General features: G+C 66.3%; 10 protein-coding genes. 3 read left to right on the top strand and 7 right to left on the bottom strand.

Features of this window, described 5'->3' with window-relative positions; genetic code table 11:
- Window positions 1-19: 19 nt before the first annotated feature.
- On the top strand, window positions 20-283 hold the full coding sequence (locus CAP40_RS14380; protein WP_086130229.1) for a hypothetical protein: 264 nt from the start codon (window positions 20-22) through the stop codon (window positions 281-283).
- 21 nt (window positions 284-304) lie between these two features.
- On the opposite strand, the gene CAP40_RS14385 is transcribed toward CAP40_RS14380, so the two are convergent.
- The 5 genes from CAP40_RS14385 to CAP40_RS14405 form a co-directional block, all read right to left on the bottom strand.
- Window positions 305-1,579 carry an RNA polymerase sigma factor gene (locus tag CAP40_RS14385; protein ID WP_086130230.1) on the bottom strand — a complete coding sequence of 425 codons (1,275 nt, stop codon included), beginning with the start codon at window positions 1,577-1,579 and terminating at the stop codon, window positions 305-307.
- A 60-nt stretch (window positions 1,580-1,639) separates the two neighbouring features.
- The gene (locus CAP40_RS14390) at window positions 1,640-2,062 is read right to left on the bottom strand and encodes a YciI family protein (RefSeq protein WP_086130231.1); all 423 of its coding nucleotides are present in this window, start codon (window positions 2,060-2,062) and stop codon (window positions 1,640-1,642) included.
- A gap of 103 nt (window positions 2,063-2,165) precedes the next feature.
- Window positions 2,166-2,591 carry a YciI family protein gene (locus tag CAP40_RS14395; protein WP_086130232.1) on the bottom strand — a complete coding sequence of 142 codons (426 nt, stop codon included), beginning with the start codon at window positions 2,589-2,591 and terminating at the stop codon, window positions 2,166-2,168.
- 114 nt (window positions 2,592-2,705) lie between these two features.
- Window positions 2,706-3,188: a hypothetical protein gene (locus tag CAP40_RS14400; protein WP_144034368.1), complete on the bottom strand. Its 483-nt coding sequence runs from the start codon at window positions 3,186-3,188 to the stop codon at window positions 2,706-2,708.
- Complete coding sequence (locus CAP40_RS14405) at window positions 3,188-3,784, bottom strand: hypothetical protein (RefSeq protein ID WP_086130234.1); 597 nt, start codon at window positions 3,782-3,784, stop codon at window positions 3,188-3,190. Before CAP40_RS14405 ends, CAP40_RS14400 begins: the two co-directional genes overlap by 1 nt.
- 124 nt (window positions 3,785-3,908) lie before the next feature.
- Between CAP40_RS14405 and CAP40_RS14410 the strand changes: the two genes are divergently transcribed.
- On the top strand, window positions 3,909-4,316 hold the full coding sequence (locus tag CAP40_RS14410) for a heavy metal-binding domain-containing protein (RefSeq protein ID WP_086130235.1): 408 nt from the start codon (window positions 3,909-3,911) through the stop codon (window positions 4,314-4,316).
- A 202-nt stretch (window positions 4,317-4,518) separates the two neighbouring features.
- On the opposite strand, the gene rpoC is transcribed toward CAP40_RS14410, so the two are convergent.
- Together rpoC and rpoB are read right to left on the bottom strand one after the other, a co-directional pair.
- The gene (rpoC, locus tag CAP40_RS14415; protein ID WP_086130236.1) at window positions 4,519-8,811 is read right to left on the bottom strand and encodes a DNA-directed RNA polymerase subunit beta'; all 4,293 of its coding nucleotides are present in this window, start codon (window positions 8,809-8,811) and stop codon (window positions 4,519-4,521) included.
- Window positions 8,812-8,894: 83 nt separating this feature from the next.
- The gene (gene rpoB, locus CAP40_RS14420; protein ID WP_086130237.1) at window positions 8,895-13,049 is read right to left on the bottom strand and encodes a DNA-directed RNA polymerase subunit beta; all 4,155 of its coding nucleotides are present in this window, start codon (window positions 13,047-13,049) and stop codon (window positions 8,895-8,897) included.
- 370 nt (window positions 13,050-13,419) lie between these two features.
- On the opposite strand from rpoB, the gene CAP40_RS14425 reads away from it, so the two are divergent.
- On the top strand, window positions 13,420-15,720 hold the full coding sequence (locus tag CAP40_RS14425) for a TonB-dependent receptor (protein ID WP_256924232.1): 2,301 nt from the start codon (window positions 13,420-13,422) through the stop codon (window positions 15,718-15,720).
- Window positions 15,721-15,838: the final 118 nt, after the last annotated feature.

Genomic DNA, 15,838 nt, shown 5'->3' on the forward strand with positions numbered 1-15,838 from the left:
ATGCGCCGAAGTAGGGCGCATGGACCTCGACGCATTGCTCACCCATTATTTCGGCACCGACGAACCCGAAGCGCTGGACGATACCGCCCGCGCGCGCGGGGAGGAGCGGCTGCGCATCGATTTCGGCGTGGAGCAGGAGCCTTCGCGCAAGTTCGCGCTCTGGGTGGTGATGGAGGGGCTCGGCATCGCACCCTTGCCGGCCCAGGCCTTTGAGAAGACGCCCGCGCTCAAGGCGGCGGCGGAGCGATATCTCGATGCGGCGTGGCGGCTGGAGCGGGAATAGGCGGTTTCCCCGGCGCATCGCTCAGGGCGTGCCGGCGGGCCCGCAGGCTTGCGCTCGCCCGAGCAGGAAACGCCTTTCGCCTTCGTTGCGCGTGAGCGTCGCTGCCCGGACGAATTCGGCCCTGGCTTCCTCCAGCCGTCCGGCGCGGAACAGGAAGTCGCCGCGCGCGGCGGGGAGGGGCGCATAGTTGCGCAGCATCGCCGCCTCGGCGAGCCGGTCGGCAATGGCGAGCCCCGCTTCGGGCCCGAAGGCCATGGAATGCGCGACCGCGCGATTGAGATCCACCACGGGAGAGGGAAGGAGCGCGCCCAATCGGTCGTAGAGGCCGGCGATGCGTGGCCAGTCGGTCGCCTCCGGCGTCAGCGCCCGGGCATGGCAGGCGGCCAGCGCGGCTTGCAGCGCATAGGGGCCATCGGCTCCGCCCAGCGCCTCGGCCCTGTCGAGAGCGGCGAGCCCGCGGGCGATCATGCCGCGGTCCCAGCGGGCGCGGTTCTGTTCCGGCAGCGGCACGAACGACCCGTCGCGGGCGGTGCGCGCGGCGAGGCGGGAGGACTGGATCTCCATCAGGGCGAGCAGGCCATGTACCTCCGGCTCCTCGGGGGCCAGGCCGGCAAGGATGCGCCCGAGCCGCCGCGCCTCGTCGCAGAGTGCCGGCCGCACCAGATCCTCGCCCGCGGTGGCGGCATAGCCTTCGTTGAAGATCAGGTAGATCACCTCCAGCACCGAGGCGAGGCGGCCGCCGCGCTCGCTTCCCCGCGGCACTTCGAAGGTGAGGCCCGCCTGGCCGATCGTCTTCTTCGCACGGACGATGCGCTGGGCGATCGTCGGCTCGGACGTGAGGAAGGCGCGGGCGATCTCGTCGGTGCCCAGGCCGCCGATCAGGCGCAGCGTGAGTGCCGCGCGCGCGTCGGGCGAGAGCACCGGATGGCAGGCGGTGAAGATCAGGCCGAGCAGCTCGTCGCCCACATCGTCGTCCATGGCGGCCTCCATGTCCTCGACGCTGGTGTCGCGCGCGGTCTCGAGGTCGTGGCCGATCTCCGCGTGCTTGCGCGCGCGCATCTTGTCGCGGCGCAGGCCGTCGATCGCGCGGCGCTTGGCCGCTGCCATCAGCCAGGCGCCGGGATTGTCCGGAACACCGCGCGCCGGCCATTCGGCGAGCGCGATCACCAGCGCGTCCTGGGCCAGTTCCTCGGCGCGGCCCATATCGCGCAGCATCCGGGCCAGCCCGGCGATCAGCCGGGGCTGTTCGATCCGGAAGACCGTTTCGATCGTGCGCTGGATGTCGGTCGCCGCCACGCTGCCTGTGTGACCTTCACACGCGGCGAGGGCAAGCGGCGGGCGGCGACCGGTGCGATGTCAGCGGCCTTCGGCCTCGGCGCGCAGCCGGGCTTCGCGCTCGGCGATCTCGGGCGTCACGATCTCGGCGAAATCCTCCATCTCGAAGAAGGGGCGGATTTCGATCTCGCTGGGCCCGAACATCGGATTGGGGCAGCGTTTCACCCATTCGACGGCCTCGTCCATGTCCTTGACTTCCCACAGCCAATAGCCGGCGACGAGTTCGCGGGTCTCGGCGAAGGGGCCGTCGATCACGGTGCGGCCGGGCCCGTCGAACGCCACCCGCTTGCCGGCGGAGCTGGGCTTGAGCCCGTCGCCGCCCACCATGATGCCGGCCTTCACCAGCTCCTCATTATATTTCATCATCGCGTCGAGCAGCTCGGTGGTGGGCATCACGCCCTTTTCGCTGTCCTCGGTCGCCTTCACGAAAACCATCATACGCATCGTTCTTCTCCTTCGGGTTCCTCGAAGCGCAACCGCCTCGCATCCTGACGACGATCCGGGACTCGCGGAATCGACAGGGAATGAAATTATTTTCTCGCGCGCCTCAGGCGACGCCGAGCTTGCCGCGCGTGCCCTCGCGGGGCGTCGAAAGCTCTTCCTCGGTGAGGAACTCGGCCAGGTCCGCCGCCTCGAAAAAGGGGCGGATCTCGACTTCGCTGGTGCCCGACATCGGGTTGGGGCAGCGCTTGGCCCAGGCCACCGCCTCGTCCATGTCCTTGACTTCCCAGATCGAAAAGCCGGCGACCAGCTCGCGCGCCTCGGCGAACGGCCCGTCGATCACCCGGCGCTCGGCGCCGTGATAGACGATCCGCTTGCCCTCGGCGCTGGGCTTGAGCCCGGCGGCGGCGACGAACACGCCGGCCTGGACCAGTTCCTCGGTGAATGCGTCCATCGCCGCCCATGCCTCGGGCGTGGGGGGGACGCTGTTCTCGCTATCCTCGCTCGCCTTCACGAACACCAATACGCGCATCGTTCATCTCCTCGGATCGAAGCGACATCCGCTTCCTATCCTGACGACGAACGAGGCTCGGGGAAATCGACAGGGGGGCGAAAAAAATTTGCCCGGGGCTCCCGATGCGTCGGCTCAGCAGCCGTCGCGCAGCGTGACATGCAGCGTAACGGTGCGCCGGACCGCCGATTCCAGCGGCGAGCCGCTCGGAATCTCCGCGGTGCGCCCGCCGAACAATCCGCTCACCGTGGCCATGCCCACCGCCGTCGCCACGGGGAGGCTGCCATTGCGCTGCGATTGCCCGTCGAGCCGGACGACCGTCTCCCCCAGCTGCAGATAGAGGGGGCGGAGCGTCAACCGGCCCGCAGCGCCGAGCCCGCCCGTGCCGCTGGCCTCGGTGAGTTGCCCCCTGGCGGGCGTGGCTGCCGGAATTGCGACAAGCCCGTCGATCTTCACGTCCTCGGCCACGGTGAGCGCCACCATGTCACCCGTCGCGGCGTGCTTGCTCGACAGGCGCTCGGCAGTGCGCAGCAGGATCGTCGTGCCCTCGGCCAGCACCAGGTCTCGTTCGCACGGGGCGAGAGGCGCGGCTCCGAGCAGCAGGAGCGCGGCGACCATCATGTGCCTGCCACCGGCGCGGGCGGCGTCGCGACGGTTTCGGCCGTCGGCACGCGCTTCACGGCGGTGCCGGAGAAATCGAGGACGATATCCTCGGTGACGAAGCTGCTGACGATCTCGCCGGCCTTGATCTTGGCGTTGTTGCCGCGATGAAACAGGCCCACCAGTCCGCCCGTGAGCATCGCGCCGGCCACCGAGCCGGTGCGGCCCTTGCTGCTGATCTCGCCGTCGATCGGGATCGCCACGTCGCCGAGCTGGATATGCTTCAGCCGGGCCGTCATCTTGCCCGACTTGCCCAGCCCGCCGGCGTCGGTTGCCGTCACCACCTCGCCCCAGGCCTGCGTGCCTGCCGGGATCACTGCCCGGTCGCCGATCAGCACGGCGCGACGAACCTGAAGCTTGATCGGCGTGCCCGGCTTCGCGTCCGCCGTGCTGACTTCGCGCGTCGCGATCAGTTCGACCGGTGTGTCGCGCGGCAGCGTCACCAGCGACGGCGCCGGTGCTGCCGCGGCCGCCGGCACCGGCACGGCCGCCGCTGCCGGAACGTCCTGCACGACAATGCATAGCCCCGTAAAGGCCATCAGGCTCAAGATCATGACAAGTCCCCCTTCGGGGAATATCCCTTTTGCCAAAGCATTTGGCAAGCGCTTGTCGAATACCGGGACTTGGGGCAGGTTCGCTTTGCCCGAATGGGATTCGGGTTACTAAAGGGGGGAAGTCATGAAATTCACGCGTCTCGCGGCGCTTGCCGCCGTTGCTGTTCTGGTGGCATCGCCGTCGCTGGTTTCGGCGCAAGACAAGAGCAAGGGCAAGGCCGAGAAGCACTATGTCGTCGTCAATGAGGACGTTGGCGTGCCGGTCTTCGCCACGGACATCCCCGATCGCCCCTACAAGGTGCTCGGCGAAGTGAAGGCCGGCGTTCGCAAGGCGACGATCTTCAGCAAGGAGGCATCGCAGACCAAGATCTATCGCGAGCTCTGGGAGCGCGCGGAGAAGATGGGCGCCGATGCGGTGATCAACGCCAAATACGGCGATTCGCACGTGAGCGCGCTCAGCTGGGGCAAGACCAACGCCACCGGCACTGCGATCAAGTTCCTGGCGCCGGGCGAGGCGACGGCGGCGAAATAGCCCGCCGCCGGACCGGGCACCCGCTCGCCGGGCGGGCCGCGCAAGAAAGAAGCCGCCGTCCGGGATGCCGGACGGCGGCTTTTCCGTGTCGGCGGCCGGCGCCCGGCGACGACGACCTACCATGTTCGCAAAAGAAAACCGCCGCCCGGTTGCCCGGACGGCGGTGTTTCTAGTCAGCGCTGGGAGCGTCCGACAAAGGCGCTCATTCGCCTTCGTTCAGATACTCGCCGGCATCCGCATCGGTGCCGTGGCCCGAGGGCACGACCGAAGCGAGCGGATCGCTGCCGGTGCCTTCCGAGTCACGCACCGAGCGGGCGAGCTCGGCGGCATGCTCCTCCGCGGCCGAGTTCGGCGCCACCAGCGCGTTCTGCAGCGCACGCTGCTGGACGCGAAGGGCGGCGTCGCGGCTCGAAGCGGCGACACGCAGGCGGTTCATGCCCGCGCCGGTGCCGGCGGGGATGAGGCGGCCGACGATCACATTCTCCTTGAGGCCGATCAGCGTGTCCTGCTTGCCCTGGACCGCCGCCTCGGTGAGGACGCGGGTGGTCTCCTGGAACGACGCCGCCGAGATGAAGCTGCGGGTCTGCAGCGACGCCTTGGTGATGCCGAGCAGGATCGGCTTGCCCTGTGCGGGGGCCTGACCCGGAGCCAGCTTCTCGTTGGTCTCGTCCATCTCCGAACGATCCACCTGCTCGCCGGGGAGCAGGGTGGTGTCGCCGGCGTCGGTGATCTCGACCTTCTGCAGCATCTGGCGAACGATCACCTCGATGTGCTTGTCGTTGATCTTAACGCCTTGCAGTCGATAGACTTCCTGGATTTCCGACACGAGATATTCCGCGAGCGGCTCGATGCCGAGCACCTCGAGAATGTCGTGCGGATCCGGCGAGCCGCCGATCAGGTTGTCGCCACGCTTGACGTAGTCGCCTTCCTGGACGTCGATCACCTTCGACTTCGGAACCAGATACTCCACGACCTCGCCGCCATCGTCCGGCATGATGCCGATCTTGCGCTTGGCCTTGTAGTCCTTGCCGAACACGACACGGCCGGAGACCTTGGCGATGATCGCGTTCTCCTTGGGCTTGCGCGCCTCGAAGAGCTCGGCGACGCGCGGCAGACCGCCGGTGATGTCGCGGGTCTTCGCGCTTTCGCGGGCCACACGGGCGAGCACGTCGCCGGCCTGGACCGTCGCGCCGTCCTCGACCGAGAGCACCGCGCCGGGGGCCAGCATGTAGCGGGCGGCCTCGGCGGCGTTGTCGCCGGTCAGGGTCAGGCGGGGACGCAGGTCCTCCTTCGACTTGCTGGCGACGCGATACTCGGTGACGACGCGCTGGGCGATGCCGGTCGCTTCGTCGGTCTGCTCGGTGAGCGTCTTGCCCTCGAGCAGGTCCTGATACTTCACGACGCCGCCGGTTTCCGTGATCACCGGCATGGTGAACGGATCCCATTCGGCCATGCGATCGCCCTTCGAGACGATGTGGCCGTCGTCGAACATCACGTACGCGCCGTACGGGATCTTGTGCACGGCGAGCTCGCGCCCGTCCATGTCCAGGATCGCCAGCTCGGCCGAACGGCTGAGCACCACGCGGCGGCTGCGCTGGTCTTCGATCACGCGAACGTCGCGGAACTCGACCTTGCCGTCCACGGGGGCTTCGAGGTTCGACTGCTCGTTGAGCTGCGCCGCGCCGCCGATGTGGAAGGTACGCATCGTCAGCTGCGTGCCCGGCTCGCCGATCGACTGCGCCGCGATGACGCCGACGGCTTCGCCGATGTTCACCGGGGTGCCGCGGGCAAGGTCACGGCCATAGCACTTGCCGCAGACGCCGATCTTGGCTTCGCAGACCAGCGGCGAGCGGATCTTCATGCCCGGGATGTTCAGCGCCTCGATCTTCGCGACCGCCGCCTCGTCGAGCAGTGTGCCCGTCGGGATGACGACTTCGCCGGTCTTGGCGTCGACCACGTCTTCCGCGGTCGTACGACCGAGAATACGCTCGCCGAGCGACGCGATGGTCGAGCCGCCCTGCACGATCGCGCGCATTTCCAGCGCCCGCTCGGTGCCGCAGTCCAGCTCCATGATCACGCAGTCCTGCGACACGTCGACCAGGCGGCGGGTCAGGTAGCCCGAGTTCGCCGTCTTGAGCGCCGTGTCCGCCAGGCCCTTGCGGGCGCCGTGGGTGGAGTTGAAGTATTCAAGGACGGTCAGGCCTTCCTTGAAGTTCGAGATGATCGGCGTCTCGATGATCTCGCCCGACGGCTTGGCCATCAGGCCGCGCATGCCGGCAAGCTGCTTGATCTGCGCCTGCGAACCGCGGGCGCCCGAATGGGCCATCATGTAGATCGCGTTGATCGGCTTCTCGCGGCCGGCATTGGGGCCGTCCTCGTAGCGCTTCACTGCCTTGATCTCGTCCATCATGGCCGCCGCCACCTGGTCGCCGCAACGGCTCCAGGCGTCGATCACCTTGTTGTACTTCTCCTGCTGCGTGATCAGGCCGTCCTGATATTGCTGCTCATAGTCCTTCACCAGGGCGCGGGTCTCGTCGACCATCGCTTCCTTCTGCTGCGGGATGATCATGTCGTCCTTGCCGAACGAGATGCCCGCGCGGAACGCGTGACGGAAGCCGAGCGCCATGATCGCGTCGGCGAACAGCACGGTCTCCTTCTGGCCGGTGTGACGATAGACCTCGTCGATCACGTCGCCCACATCCTTCTTGGTGAGAAGGCGGTTGACGGTGTCGAACGGCACCTTGTGGCTCTTCGGGAGGCACTCGCCGAGCAGCATGCGGCCCGGGGTGGTCTCGAAGCGCTTGAGGTACTGGTTGCCCTCTTCGTCGGTCTGCGGGACGCGGCTGATCACCTTGGTGTGCAGGGTGACGGCGCCGGCCTCGAGTGCCTGGTGCACTTCGGCCATGTCGCCCAGCAGCATGCCTTCGCCCGGCTCGCCTTCCTTGAGCATCGACAGGTAATAGAGACCCAGCACCATGTCCTGCGACGGCACGATGATCGGCTTGCCGTTCGCGGGCGACAGGATGTTGTTGGTCGACATCATCAGGACGCGCGCTTCCAGCTGGGCCTCGAGGCTCAGCGGAACGTGGACGGCCATCTGGTCACCGTCGAAGTCGGCGTTGAAGGCCGAGCAGACCAGCGGGTGCAGCTGGATCGCCTTGCCCTCGATCAGCACCGGCTCGAACGCCTGGATGCCCAGACGGTGGAGCGTCGGCGCGCGGTTCAGCAGAACCGGGTGCTCGCGGATCACTTCGTCCAGGATGTCCCAGACTTCCTTGCGCTCCTTCTCGACCCACTTCTTGGCCTGCTTCAGGGTCATCGAGAGACCCTTGGCGTCCAGGCGGGCGTAGATGAACGGCTTGAACAGCTCGAGCGCCATCTTCTTGGGCAGGCCGCACTGGTGCAGCTTGAGCTCCGGGCCGGTCACGATGACCGAGCGGCCCGAATAGTCGACGCGCTTGCCGAGCAGGTTCTGGCGGAAGCGGCCCTGCTTGCCCTTGAGCATGTCGGACAGCGACTTGAGCGGACGCTTGTTCGCACCGGTGATGGTGCGGCCGCGGCGGCCGTTGTCGAACAATGCGTCGACGGCTTCCTGCAGCATGCGCTTTTCGTTGCGGACGATGATGTCCGGCGCACGCAGCTCCATCAGGCGCTTCAGGCGGTTGTTGCGGTTGATCACGCGGCGATACAGATCGTTGAGATCCGAGGTCGCGAAGCGGCCGCCGTCCAGCGGCACCAGCGGGCGCAGCTCGGGCGGGATGACCGGAACGACGTCGAGGATCATCCACTCGGGGCGGTTGCCCGAATCGATGAAGCTCTCGACGACCTTCAGGCGCTTGATGATCTTCTTCGGCTTCAGCTCCGACTTGGTGACCGCCAGCTCCTCGAGGAGCTCCTTGCGCTCGCCTTCCAGGTCGAGATCCATGAGCATGATCTTGACCGCCTCGGCGCCGATGCCGGCCGAGAACGCGTCTTCGCCATATTCATCCTGCGCGTCGAGCAGCTCGTCCTCGGTGAGGAGCTGGAACTTCTCGAGCGGGGTGAGGCCCGGCTCGGTGACGATGTAGCTCTCGAAGTACAGGACGCGCTCGAGCTGCTTCAGCTGCATGTCGAGCAGCAGGCCGATGCGCGACGGCAGCGACTTCAGGAACCAGATGTGCGCGACCGGGGCGGCGAGCTCGATATGGCCCATGCGCTCACGGCGGACCTTCGAGACGGTGACTTCGACACCGCACTTCTCGCAGACGATGCCCTTGTACTTCATGCGCTTGTACTTGCCGCACAGGCACTCGTAATCCTTGATCGGACCGAAGATGCGCGCGCAGAACAGGCCGTCACGCTCGGGCTTGAACGTGCGGTAGTTGATCGTCTCGGGCTTCTTGATCTCGCCGAACGACCAGCTGCGGATACGGTCCGGCGACGCGATCCCGATCTGGATCTGGTCGAAGGTCTCCGGCTTGGCGAGCGGGTTCGCGAAGTTGGTAAGTTCGTTCATTTTTGTCGTCCCTCTGGAGGGTCAAATCTTCTGGGCGGGGAGGGGAGAGCGCTGCAATGCGATTGCAGCGCTCTGGGGTCCCGCTATTCCGCCGCCTCGGCCAGGCCGTCTTCCTCGGAGGCCTCGTCGATCGCCTTGAGCTCGACGTTGAGGCCGAGCGAGCGCATTTCCTTGACGAGCACGTTGAAGCTCTCGGGGATGCCGGCCTCGAAGGTGTCGTCGCCCTTGACGATCGCTTCGTAGACCTTGGTGCGGCCGACCACGTCGTCCGACTTCACCGTCAGCATCTCCTGCAGCGTGTAGGCAGCGCCATACGCCTGCAGGGCCCAGACCTCCATTTCGCCGAAGCGCTGGCCGCCGAACTGCGCCTTGCCGCCCAGCGGCTGCTGGGTGACGAGCGAGTAGGGCCCGATCGAACGCGCGTGGATCTTGTCGTCCACGAGGTGGTGGAGCTTCAGCATGTAGATGATGCCCACGGTCACCTTGCGGTCGAACGCGTCGCCCGTACGGCCGTCGAACAGCGTCGACTGGCCCGAGCTGTCGAGGCCCGCCAGCTCCAGCATGTCCGAGACGTCCGCCTCACGCGCGCCGTCGAACACCGGAGTGCCCATCGGAATGCCCGTGCGGACGTTCTGGATCAGCTCGGCCACCTGCTCGGGGCTGCGTGCCTCGATCTCGGCGGCATAGTGATCGCCATAGACCGTCTTGAGGCGATCCTTGACGGCATCGGGCATCTCGCCCGCCACCGCGTCCGGATTGCTCTCGCGCCATTCCTCGAGCTGCCTCGCCACCTGCATGCCCAGGTTGCGGGCCGCCCAGCCGAGATGCGTCTCGAAGATCTGGCCGACGTTCATGCGCGAAGGCACGCCGAGCGGGTTCAGCACCAGGTCGACCGGCGTACCGTCCTCGAGGAACGGCATGTCTTCCTGCGGCAGGATGCGCGAGATGACGCCCTTGTTGCCGTGACGGCCGGCCATCTTGTCGCCCGGCTGCAGCTTGCGCTTCACGGCGACGAAGACCTTGACCATCTTGAGCACGCCCGGCGGCAGTTCGTCGCCGCGCTCCAGCTTCTCGCGGCGGTCCTCGAACTTCTCCTTGATGCGCTTCACGGCCTCGTCATACTGGCCCTTCACCGCCTCGAGGTCGCCCTGGACCTTGTCGTCCTGAACGGCGAACTTCCACCATTCGTGACGATCCACGCTGTCGAGCAGGTCGGCGTCGATCTCGGAGCCCTTCTTCAGGCCCTTCGGCGTCGCCGTGGCGACCTGGCCAAGCAGCATCTCGCGCAGACGCGACCAAGTCGCGCGGTTGAGGATGTTGCGCTCGTCGTCGCTGTCCTTCTTCAGGCGCTCGATCTCCTCGCGCTCGATCGCCAGCGCGCGCTCGTCCTTGTCGATGCCATGGCGGTTGAACACGCGCACGTCGACGATCGTGCCCGACACGCCCGGGGGCAGGCGGAGCGAGGTGTCGCGGACGTCCGAGGCCTTCTCGCCGAAGATGGCGCGGAGGAGCTTTTCCTCCGGCGTCATCGGGCTCTCGCCCTTCGGAGTGATCTTGCCGACCAGGATGTCGCCCGGCTCGACCTCGGCGCCGATGTACACGATGCCCGCCTCGTCGAGGTTGCGCAGCGCTTCCTCGCCGACGTTCGGGATGTCGCGGGTGATGTCCTCCGGCCCGAGCTTGGTGTCGCGAGCCATCACTTCGAACTCGTCGATATGGATCGACGTGAACACGTCGTCCTTCACGATCCGCTCGGAGATCAGGATCGAGTCCTCGTAGTTGTAGCCGTTCCAGGGCATGAACGCGACGAGCGCGTTGCGGCCCAGGGCCAGCTCGCCGAACTCGGTCGACGGGCCGTCGGCGATGATGTCGCCGGCGTTGACCGTCTCGCCCACCTTCACCAGCGGACGCTGGTTGATGCAGGTCGACTGGTTCGAGCGCTCGAACTTCATCAGCGTGTAGATGTCGACGCCGCTCTCTTCCGCCGAGACCTCGCCGGTCGCGCGGATGACGATGCGGGTGGCGTCGACCTGGTCGACCACGCCGCCGCGGCGCGCGGCGATCGCGGCGCCCGAATCACGGGCGACGGTCTCTTCCATGCCGGTGCCGACGAAGGGCGCTTCCGCCTTCACCAGCGGCACGGCCTGGCGCTGCATGTTCGAGCCCATCAGCGCGCGGTTCGCGTCGTCGTTCTCGAGGAACGGAATGAGCGAGGCGGCGACCGAGACGAGCTGCTTCGGCGACACGTCCATCAGCGTCACCGTCTCCGGCAGCGCCATCAGGAATTCGCCGGCCTGGCGGGCCGAGATCAGCTCCTCGGTGAAGCGATGATCGCCATCGACCTCGGCCGAGGCCTGCGCGATCGTGTGCTTCGCCTCTTCCATCGCCGAGAGATAGACGACCTCGTTGGTCACCTTGCCGTCGACGACCTTGCGGTACGGCGTCTCGATGAAGCCGTACTTGTTGACGCGCGAGAAGCTCGCCAGCGAGTTGATCAGGCCGATGTTCGGGCCTTCCGGCGTCTCGATCGGGCAGATACGGCCATAATGGGTCGGGTGGACGTCGCGGACCTCGAAGCCCGCGCGCTCGCGGGTGAGGCCGCCCGGCCCGAGCGCCGAGACGCGGCGCTTGTGCGTCACTTCGGAGAGCGGGTTGGTCTGGTCCATGAACTGCGAGAGCTGCGACGAGCCGAAGAACTCGCGAACCGCGGCAACCGCCGGCTTCGCGTTGATCAGGTCGTTCGGCATCACGGTCGACACGTCGACCGACGACATGCGCTCCTTCACGGCGCGCTCCATGCGGAGCAGGCCGACGCGATACTGGTTCTCGAGCAGCTCGCCCACCGAGCGGACGCGGCGGTTGCCGAGATTGTCGATGTCGTCGACTTCGCCCTTGCCGTCCTTCAGGTCGACCAGGGTCTTCACCACGGCGAGGATGTCCTCGGTGCGCAGCGTCGTCACCGTGTCCTCGGCGTCGAGGTCGAGGCGCATGTTGAGCTTCACCCGGCCCACGGCCGAGAGGTCGTAGCGCTCCGGATCGAAGAACAGGCCGGCGAACAGCGATTCCGCGGTCTCGAGCGTCGGCGGCTCGCCGGGGCGCATGACGCGGTAGATGTCGGCCAGCGCCTGCTGACGCTCCTCGGCCTTGTCGGCGGCGAGGGTGTTGCGGATCCACGGGCCGGTCGAGATATGGTCGATGTCGAGCAGCTCGAGGCGGTCGATGCCGGCCTTGTCGAGCTTCTCGAGGTTCTCGGCCGAAACTTCGTCACCGGCCTCGATGTAGATTTCGCCGGTCGACTCGTTGATCAGGTCGAACGCCGAATAGCGGCCGAAGACTTCCTCGGTCGGGATCAGCAGCGTCTCGAGACCGTCCTTCTGCGCCTTGTTGGCGGCGCGCGGGCTGATCTTCTGACCGGCCGGGAAGATCACTTCGCCCGACTTGGCGTCGACGATGTCGAACATCGGCTTCGCGCCGCGCCAGTTGGCCGGATCGAACGGAATCTGCCAGCCGTTCGGGCCGCGGACGAAGGTCACGCGGTTGTAGAAATAGTTGAGGATGTCCTCGCCGTTCAGGCCCAGGGCATAGAGCAAAGTCGTCACCGGCAGCTTGCGCTTGCGGTCGATGCGGACGTTGACGATGTCCTTCGCGTCGAACTCGAAGTCCAGCCACGAGCCGCGATACGGGATCACGCGCGCGGCGAAGAGATACTTGCCCGAGGCATGGGTCTTGCCGCGGTCATGGTCGAACAGCACGCCCGGCGAGCGGTGCATCTGCGACACGATCACGCGCTCGGTGCCGTTGATGAAGAAGGTGCCGTTCTCGGTCATGAGCGGCATGTCGCCCATGTAGACGTCCTGCTCCTTGATATCGAGCACCGAACGGGCTTCCGTATCCGGATCCACCTCGAACACGATCAGGCGCAGCGTGACGCGCATCGGCGCCGCATAGGTGATGCCGCGCTGGCGGCATTCTTCCACGTCGAACTTCGGATGCTCGAGCTCGTAGTTCACGAAGTCGAGCTCGGCGGTGCCGGCGAAGTCGCGGATCGGGAAGACCGAGCGCAGGGTCTTCTCGAGACCGGAGACATAGCCGACCGAGGGATCGCTGCGGAGGAACTGCTCGTAGGATTCGCGCTGAACCTCGATCAGGTTCGGCATCTGCACCACTTCGTGGATGTCGCCGAACACCTTGCGGATGCGGCGCTTGAACGTGCCGCCTTCGATCGCCTTGGTTGCCATGGGTGTATAGTGCCTCGTCAGCAGTGATTTCGGTGCCCCTTCCGGGGCCGGGACGCGCGGAAAGACGCAGAAAAAGCCGCGCGACTCCCATTATGGGTTTCGGCAGCTTTCAGCGTCTTATGAGACCATGAACCCAATTCGCCCGATGCGCTGCGCGACGACGCATCATTTCCCGGATCCGTGGTGGAGGGCGGGATATAGGTAGCTTGTTGGATTCTGTCAAATGGCCGGCGGGAAAACCGGATGGGCGCCCCCGCCGACCGCAAAGTGCTTCGCAACTGCAACAAATATGATGCCGTGATGCAGCGTGGAATTCATATTTGGTCCGCACTGGCCTCCCCTCGGGTCAACAGAGAAGGGGGTCGGTTCCATGACCAACAGGATGAAATTGCTCGCGGCGCTTCTGGCATCGACGGCTACGGGCGTGGCGCATGCGCAGGAGAGGCCGGCGGTGGCGCCGCAGGAAGCGGCCGACGGCAACGAGATCGTCGTCACCGCGCAGAAGATCGAGCAGCGCGCGAGCGACGTGCCGATCACCATCTCCGCGCTCAGCAATGCGCGGATGCGGGAACTCGGCGTGTCGGACCTCGACGAGCTCTCCGCTTATGTCCCCGGCCTCAACATCCAGGAGCAAAGCGCCAACAATCCCGGCATCGTGATCCGCGGCATCACTTCGGACAGCGGGTCGGCGCAGCAGGCCGCCCGCGTCACGCTCTATTACAACGGCATCGACATCTCGCGGTCGCGCGGCGCCTATCAGGCGGTCTACGACCTCGACCGCGTCGAAGTGATCAAGGGGCCGCAGGCGACGCTGTTCGGCACCGCCTCCGCAGTCGGCGCGATCAGCATGGTCTCGGCCCGGCCGCGCGCCGGCTTCTCCGGCGAGCTGTCCGGCGGCGTCGGCAATTTCGACCAAAGGCAGCTGGGCGGCCATCTCAACCTGGGTTCGGACGTGATCGCCGGCCGCGTCGCCTTCGAATGGAAGAAGCGCGACGGCTATGTGCGCAACCTCTCCGCCACCCAGGGCGATCTCTATGCCCAGAACCAGCTCGGCGTGCGCGCCTCGCTGCGCTTCACGCCCAGCGACGCGCTGACGGTGGACCTGATCGGCACCTATGACCGCCAGCGCAACAGCGGCACGCCGTTCATCTCGAAGCTCTATCCGACCGCGCGCGGGCCGGCCAACCCGTTCGGCTACGCCAATCTCTCGGGCTCGCCGCTCTCGAAGAGCGCGCTGGGTGCCGCGAAGCTGGGGCTCAACCGCCACGTCTATGACGGCAACCTGACGATCAGCTATGATTTCGCCGATGGCTGGAACTTCACCACCGTCAACGGCTATCGCAGCTTCGACTCGCTCGAGATCTTCGATGCCGATGGTTCGGCCGCCTGGTATCTCGAGTTTGCCGAGGGCGCCTATGGCTCGCAGATCAGCCATGAATCGCGCTTCGCCTATAGTGACGATCATGTCCGCACGAGCTTCGGCTGGAACGTCTTCCACGAGAACAGCCGCCAGGAAGTGCCGTTCTCGAGCGAGGAGGGCACGTTCATCCAGTGCGCCACAAACAGGATCAAGGACCTGGGTTGTGTTGCGCCCAACGGCACGGTCACGGCGGCGCAGGCGACCGGCATACTCACCGGCGGCGCAGCGAGCGTGATCCCCTATCGCTCGATCTTCGGGAACAAGGGCATCAACGACAGCTATTCGATGTTCGGCGAAGTGACCTGGATGCCGACCGCGAAGCTGGAAGTGACCGCGGGCATCCGCGCGCTGATCGAGCAGCGCAAGTCGGGCTATTTCGCCGTCGCGCCGAAGGCGGTGCTGACGGGCACCTCGCTGATCCCGGGGCAGACGACCACCAACGGCACGCGCTGGACGCAGGACAGCTTCCAGGCGTTCCTGCCGCGCTTCAACCTGCTCTACCGCCTGAGCGACGGCATAAACCTGTACGGCACGATCTCGAAGGGCCGCCGCTCGCCGACGGTGAACCAGGGTGCCGCCACGCCTTCGGTGATTCCGGAGGAAACGGTCTGGAACTATGAGGGCGGCATCAAGGCGTCGAAGGGCATCGTCTCGGGCTCGCTCGGCGTCTACTATCAGAAGTACAAGAACTTCCAGATCTCGCGCACCGTCACCGATCCGAACGATCCCTCGGGTCGCCCGGTCGGATCACCGGTCACCGAGAGCGCCGGCAGCGCGAGCAATCTCGGCGTCGAAGCGGAATTGCTGGTGCGTCCGGTCTCGTGGTTCAGCCTGTTCGGCAATATCGGCTATATCGATGGCGGGATCGACAAGACCAAGGCGAACGGCGTCTATGCCGGGAACAAGTTCCGGCTCCAGCCCGAGATCCAGGCGGCGGGCGGCTTCACCATCGATGCGGAGATCGGCGGGGGCATCCGCGTCTTCGCGACGCCGAGCGTGACCTATCGCAGCAAGATCTATTTCGAGGTGCCCAACAAGGAGGCGATCTCGCAGGATGGCGTGATGCTGGTCAACGCAAAGGCCGGCCTCAGCTTCGCCGATCGCCGGTACGAGATCGCGGCCTATATCCGCAACGCGACCAACGAGCGCTATCTGCTCGATGCCGGCAATACGGGGGGCGGCTTCGGCAATCCGACCTTCATTCCGGCGGAGCCACGCTTCTATGGCGTGCAATTGACCGGACGCTTCTGACGACCCGGCATGACGGAGGGGCGGGCGGTGCCCGCTCCTCCGTCAGGTTCCTCCCCGCGGGTGGGTTGGAACTTTTAGCGCAGTCGTGCGTGCGTAAAAATCCTTTCTGGACAAAGGG

The organism is Sphingomonas sp. IBVSS2 (assembly GCF_002127225.1).
Classification (GTDB): Bacteria; Pseudomonadota; Alphaproteobacteria; order Sphingomonadales; family Sphingomonadaceae; genus Sphingomonas.

What these genes read in the sequence shown, in the direction of transcription:
- CAP40_RS14380 (WP_086130229.1), top strand. Translation starts at nt 20, where the DNA reads ATGGACCTCGACGCATTGCTCACCCATTATTTCGGCACCGACGAACCC.
- CAP40_RS14390 (WP_086130231.1), bottom strand. Translation starts at nt 2,062, where the DNA reads ATGCGTATGATGGTTTTCGTGAAGGCGACCGAGGACAGCGAAAAGGGC.
- CAP40_RS14395 (WP_086130232.1), bottom strand. Translation starts at nt 2,591, where the DNA reads ATGCGCGTATTGGTGTTCGTGAAGGCGAGCGAGGATAGCGAGAACAGC.
- CAP40_RS14400 (WP_144034368.1), bottom strand. Translation starts at nt 3,188, where the DNA reads ATGGTCGCCGCGCTCCTGCTGCTCGGAGCCGCGCCTCTCGCCCCGTGC.
- CAP40_RS14405 (WP_086130234.1), bottom strand. Translation starts at nt 3,784, where the DNA reads ATGATCTTGAGCCTGATGGCCTTTACGGGGCTATGCATTGTCGTGCAG.
- CAP40_RS14410 (WP_086130235.1), top strand. Translation starts at nt 3,909, where the DNA reads ATGAAATTCACGCGTCTCGCGGCGCTTGCCGCCGTTGCTGTTCTGGTG.
- rpoC (WP_086130236.1), bottom strand. Translation starts at nt 8,811, where the DNA reads ATGAACGAACTTACCAACTTCGCGAACCCGCTCGCCAAGCCGGAGACC.
- rpoB (WP_086130237.1), bottom strand. Translation starts at nt 13,049, where the DNA reads ATGGCAACCAAGGCGATCGAAGGCGGCACGTTCAAGCGCCGCATCCGC.
- CAP40_RS14425 (WP_256924232.1), top strand. Translation starts at nt 13,420, where the DNA reads ATGACCAACAGGATGAAATTGCTCGCGGCGCTTCTGGCATCGACGGCT.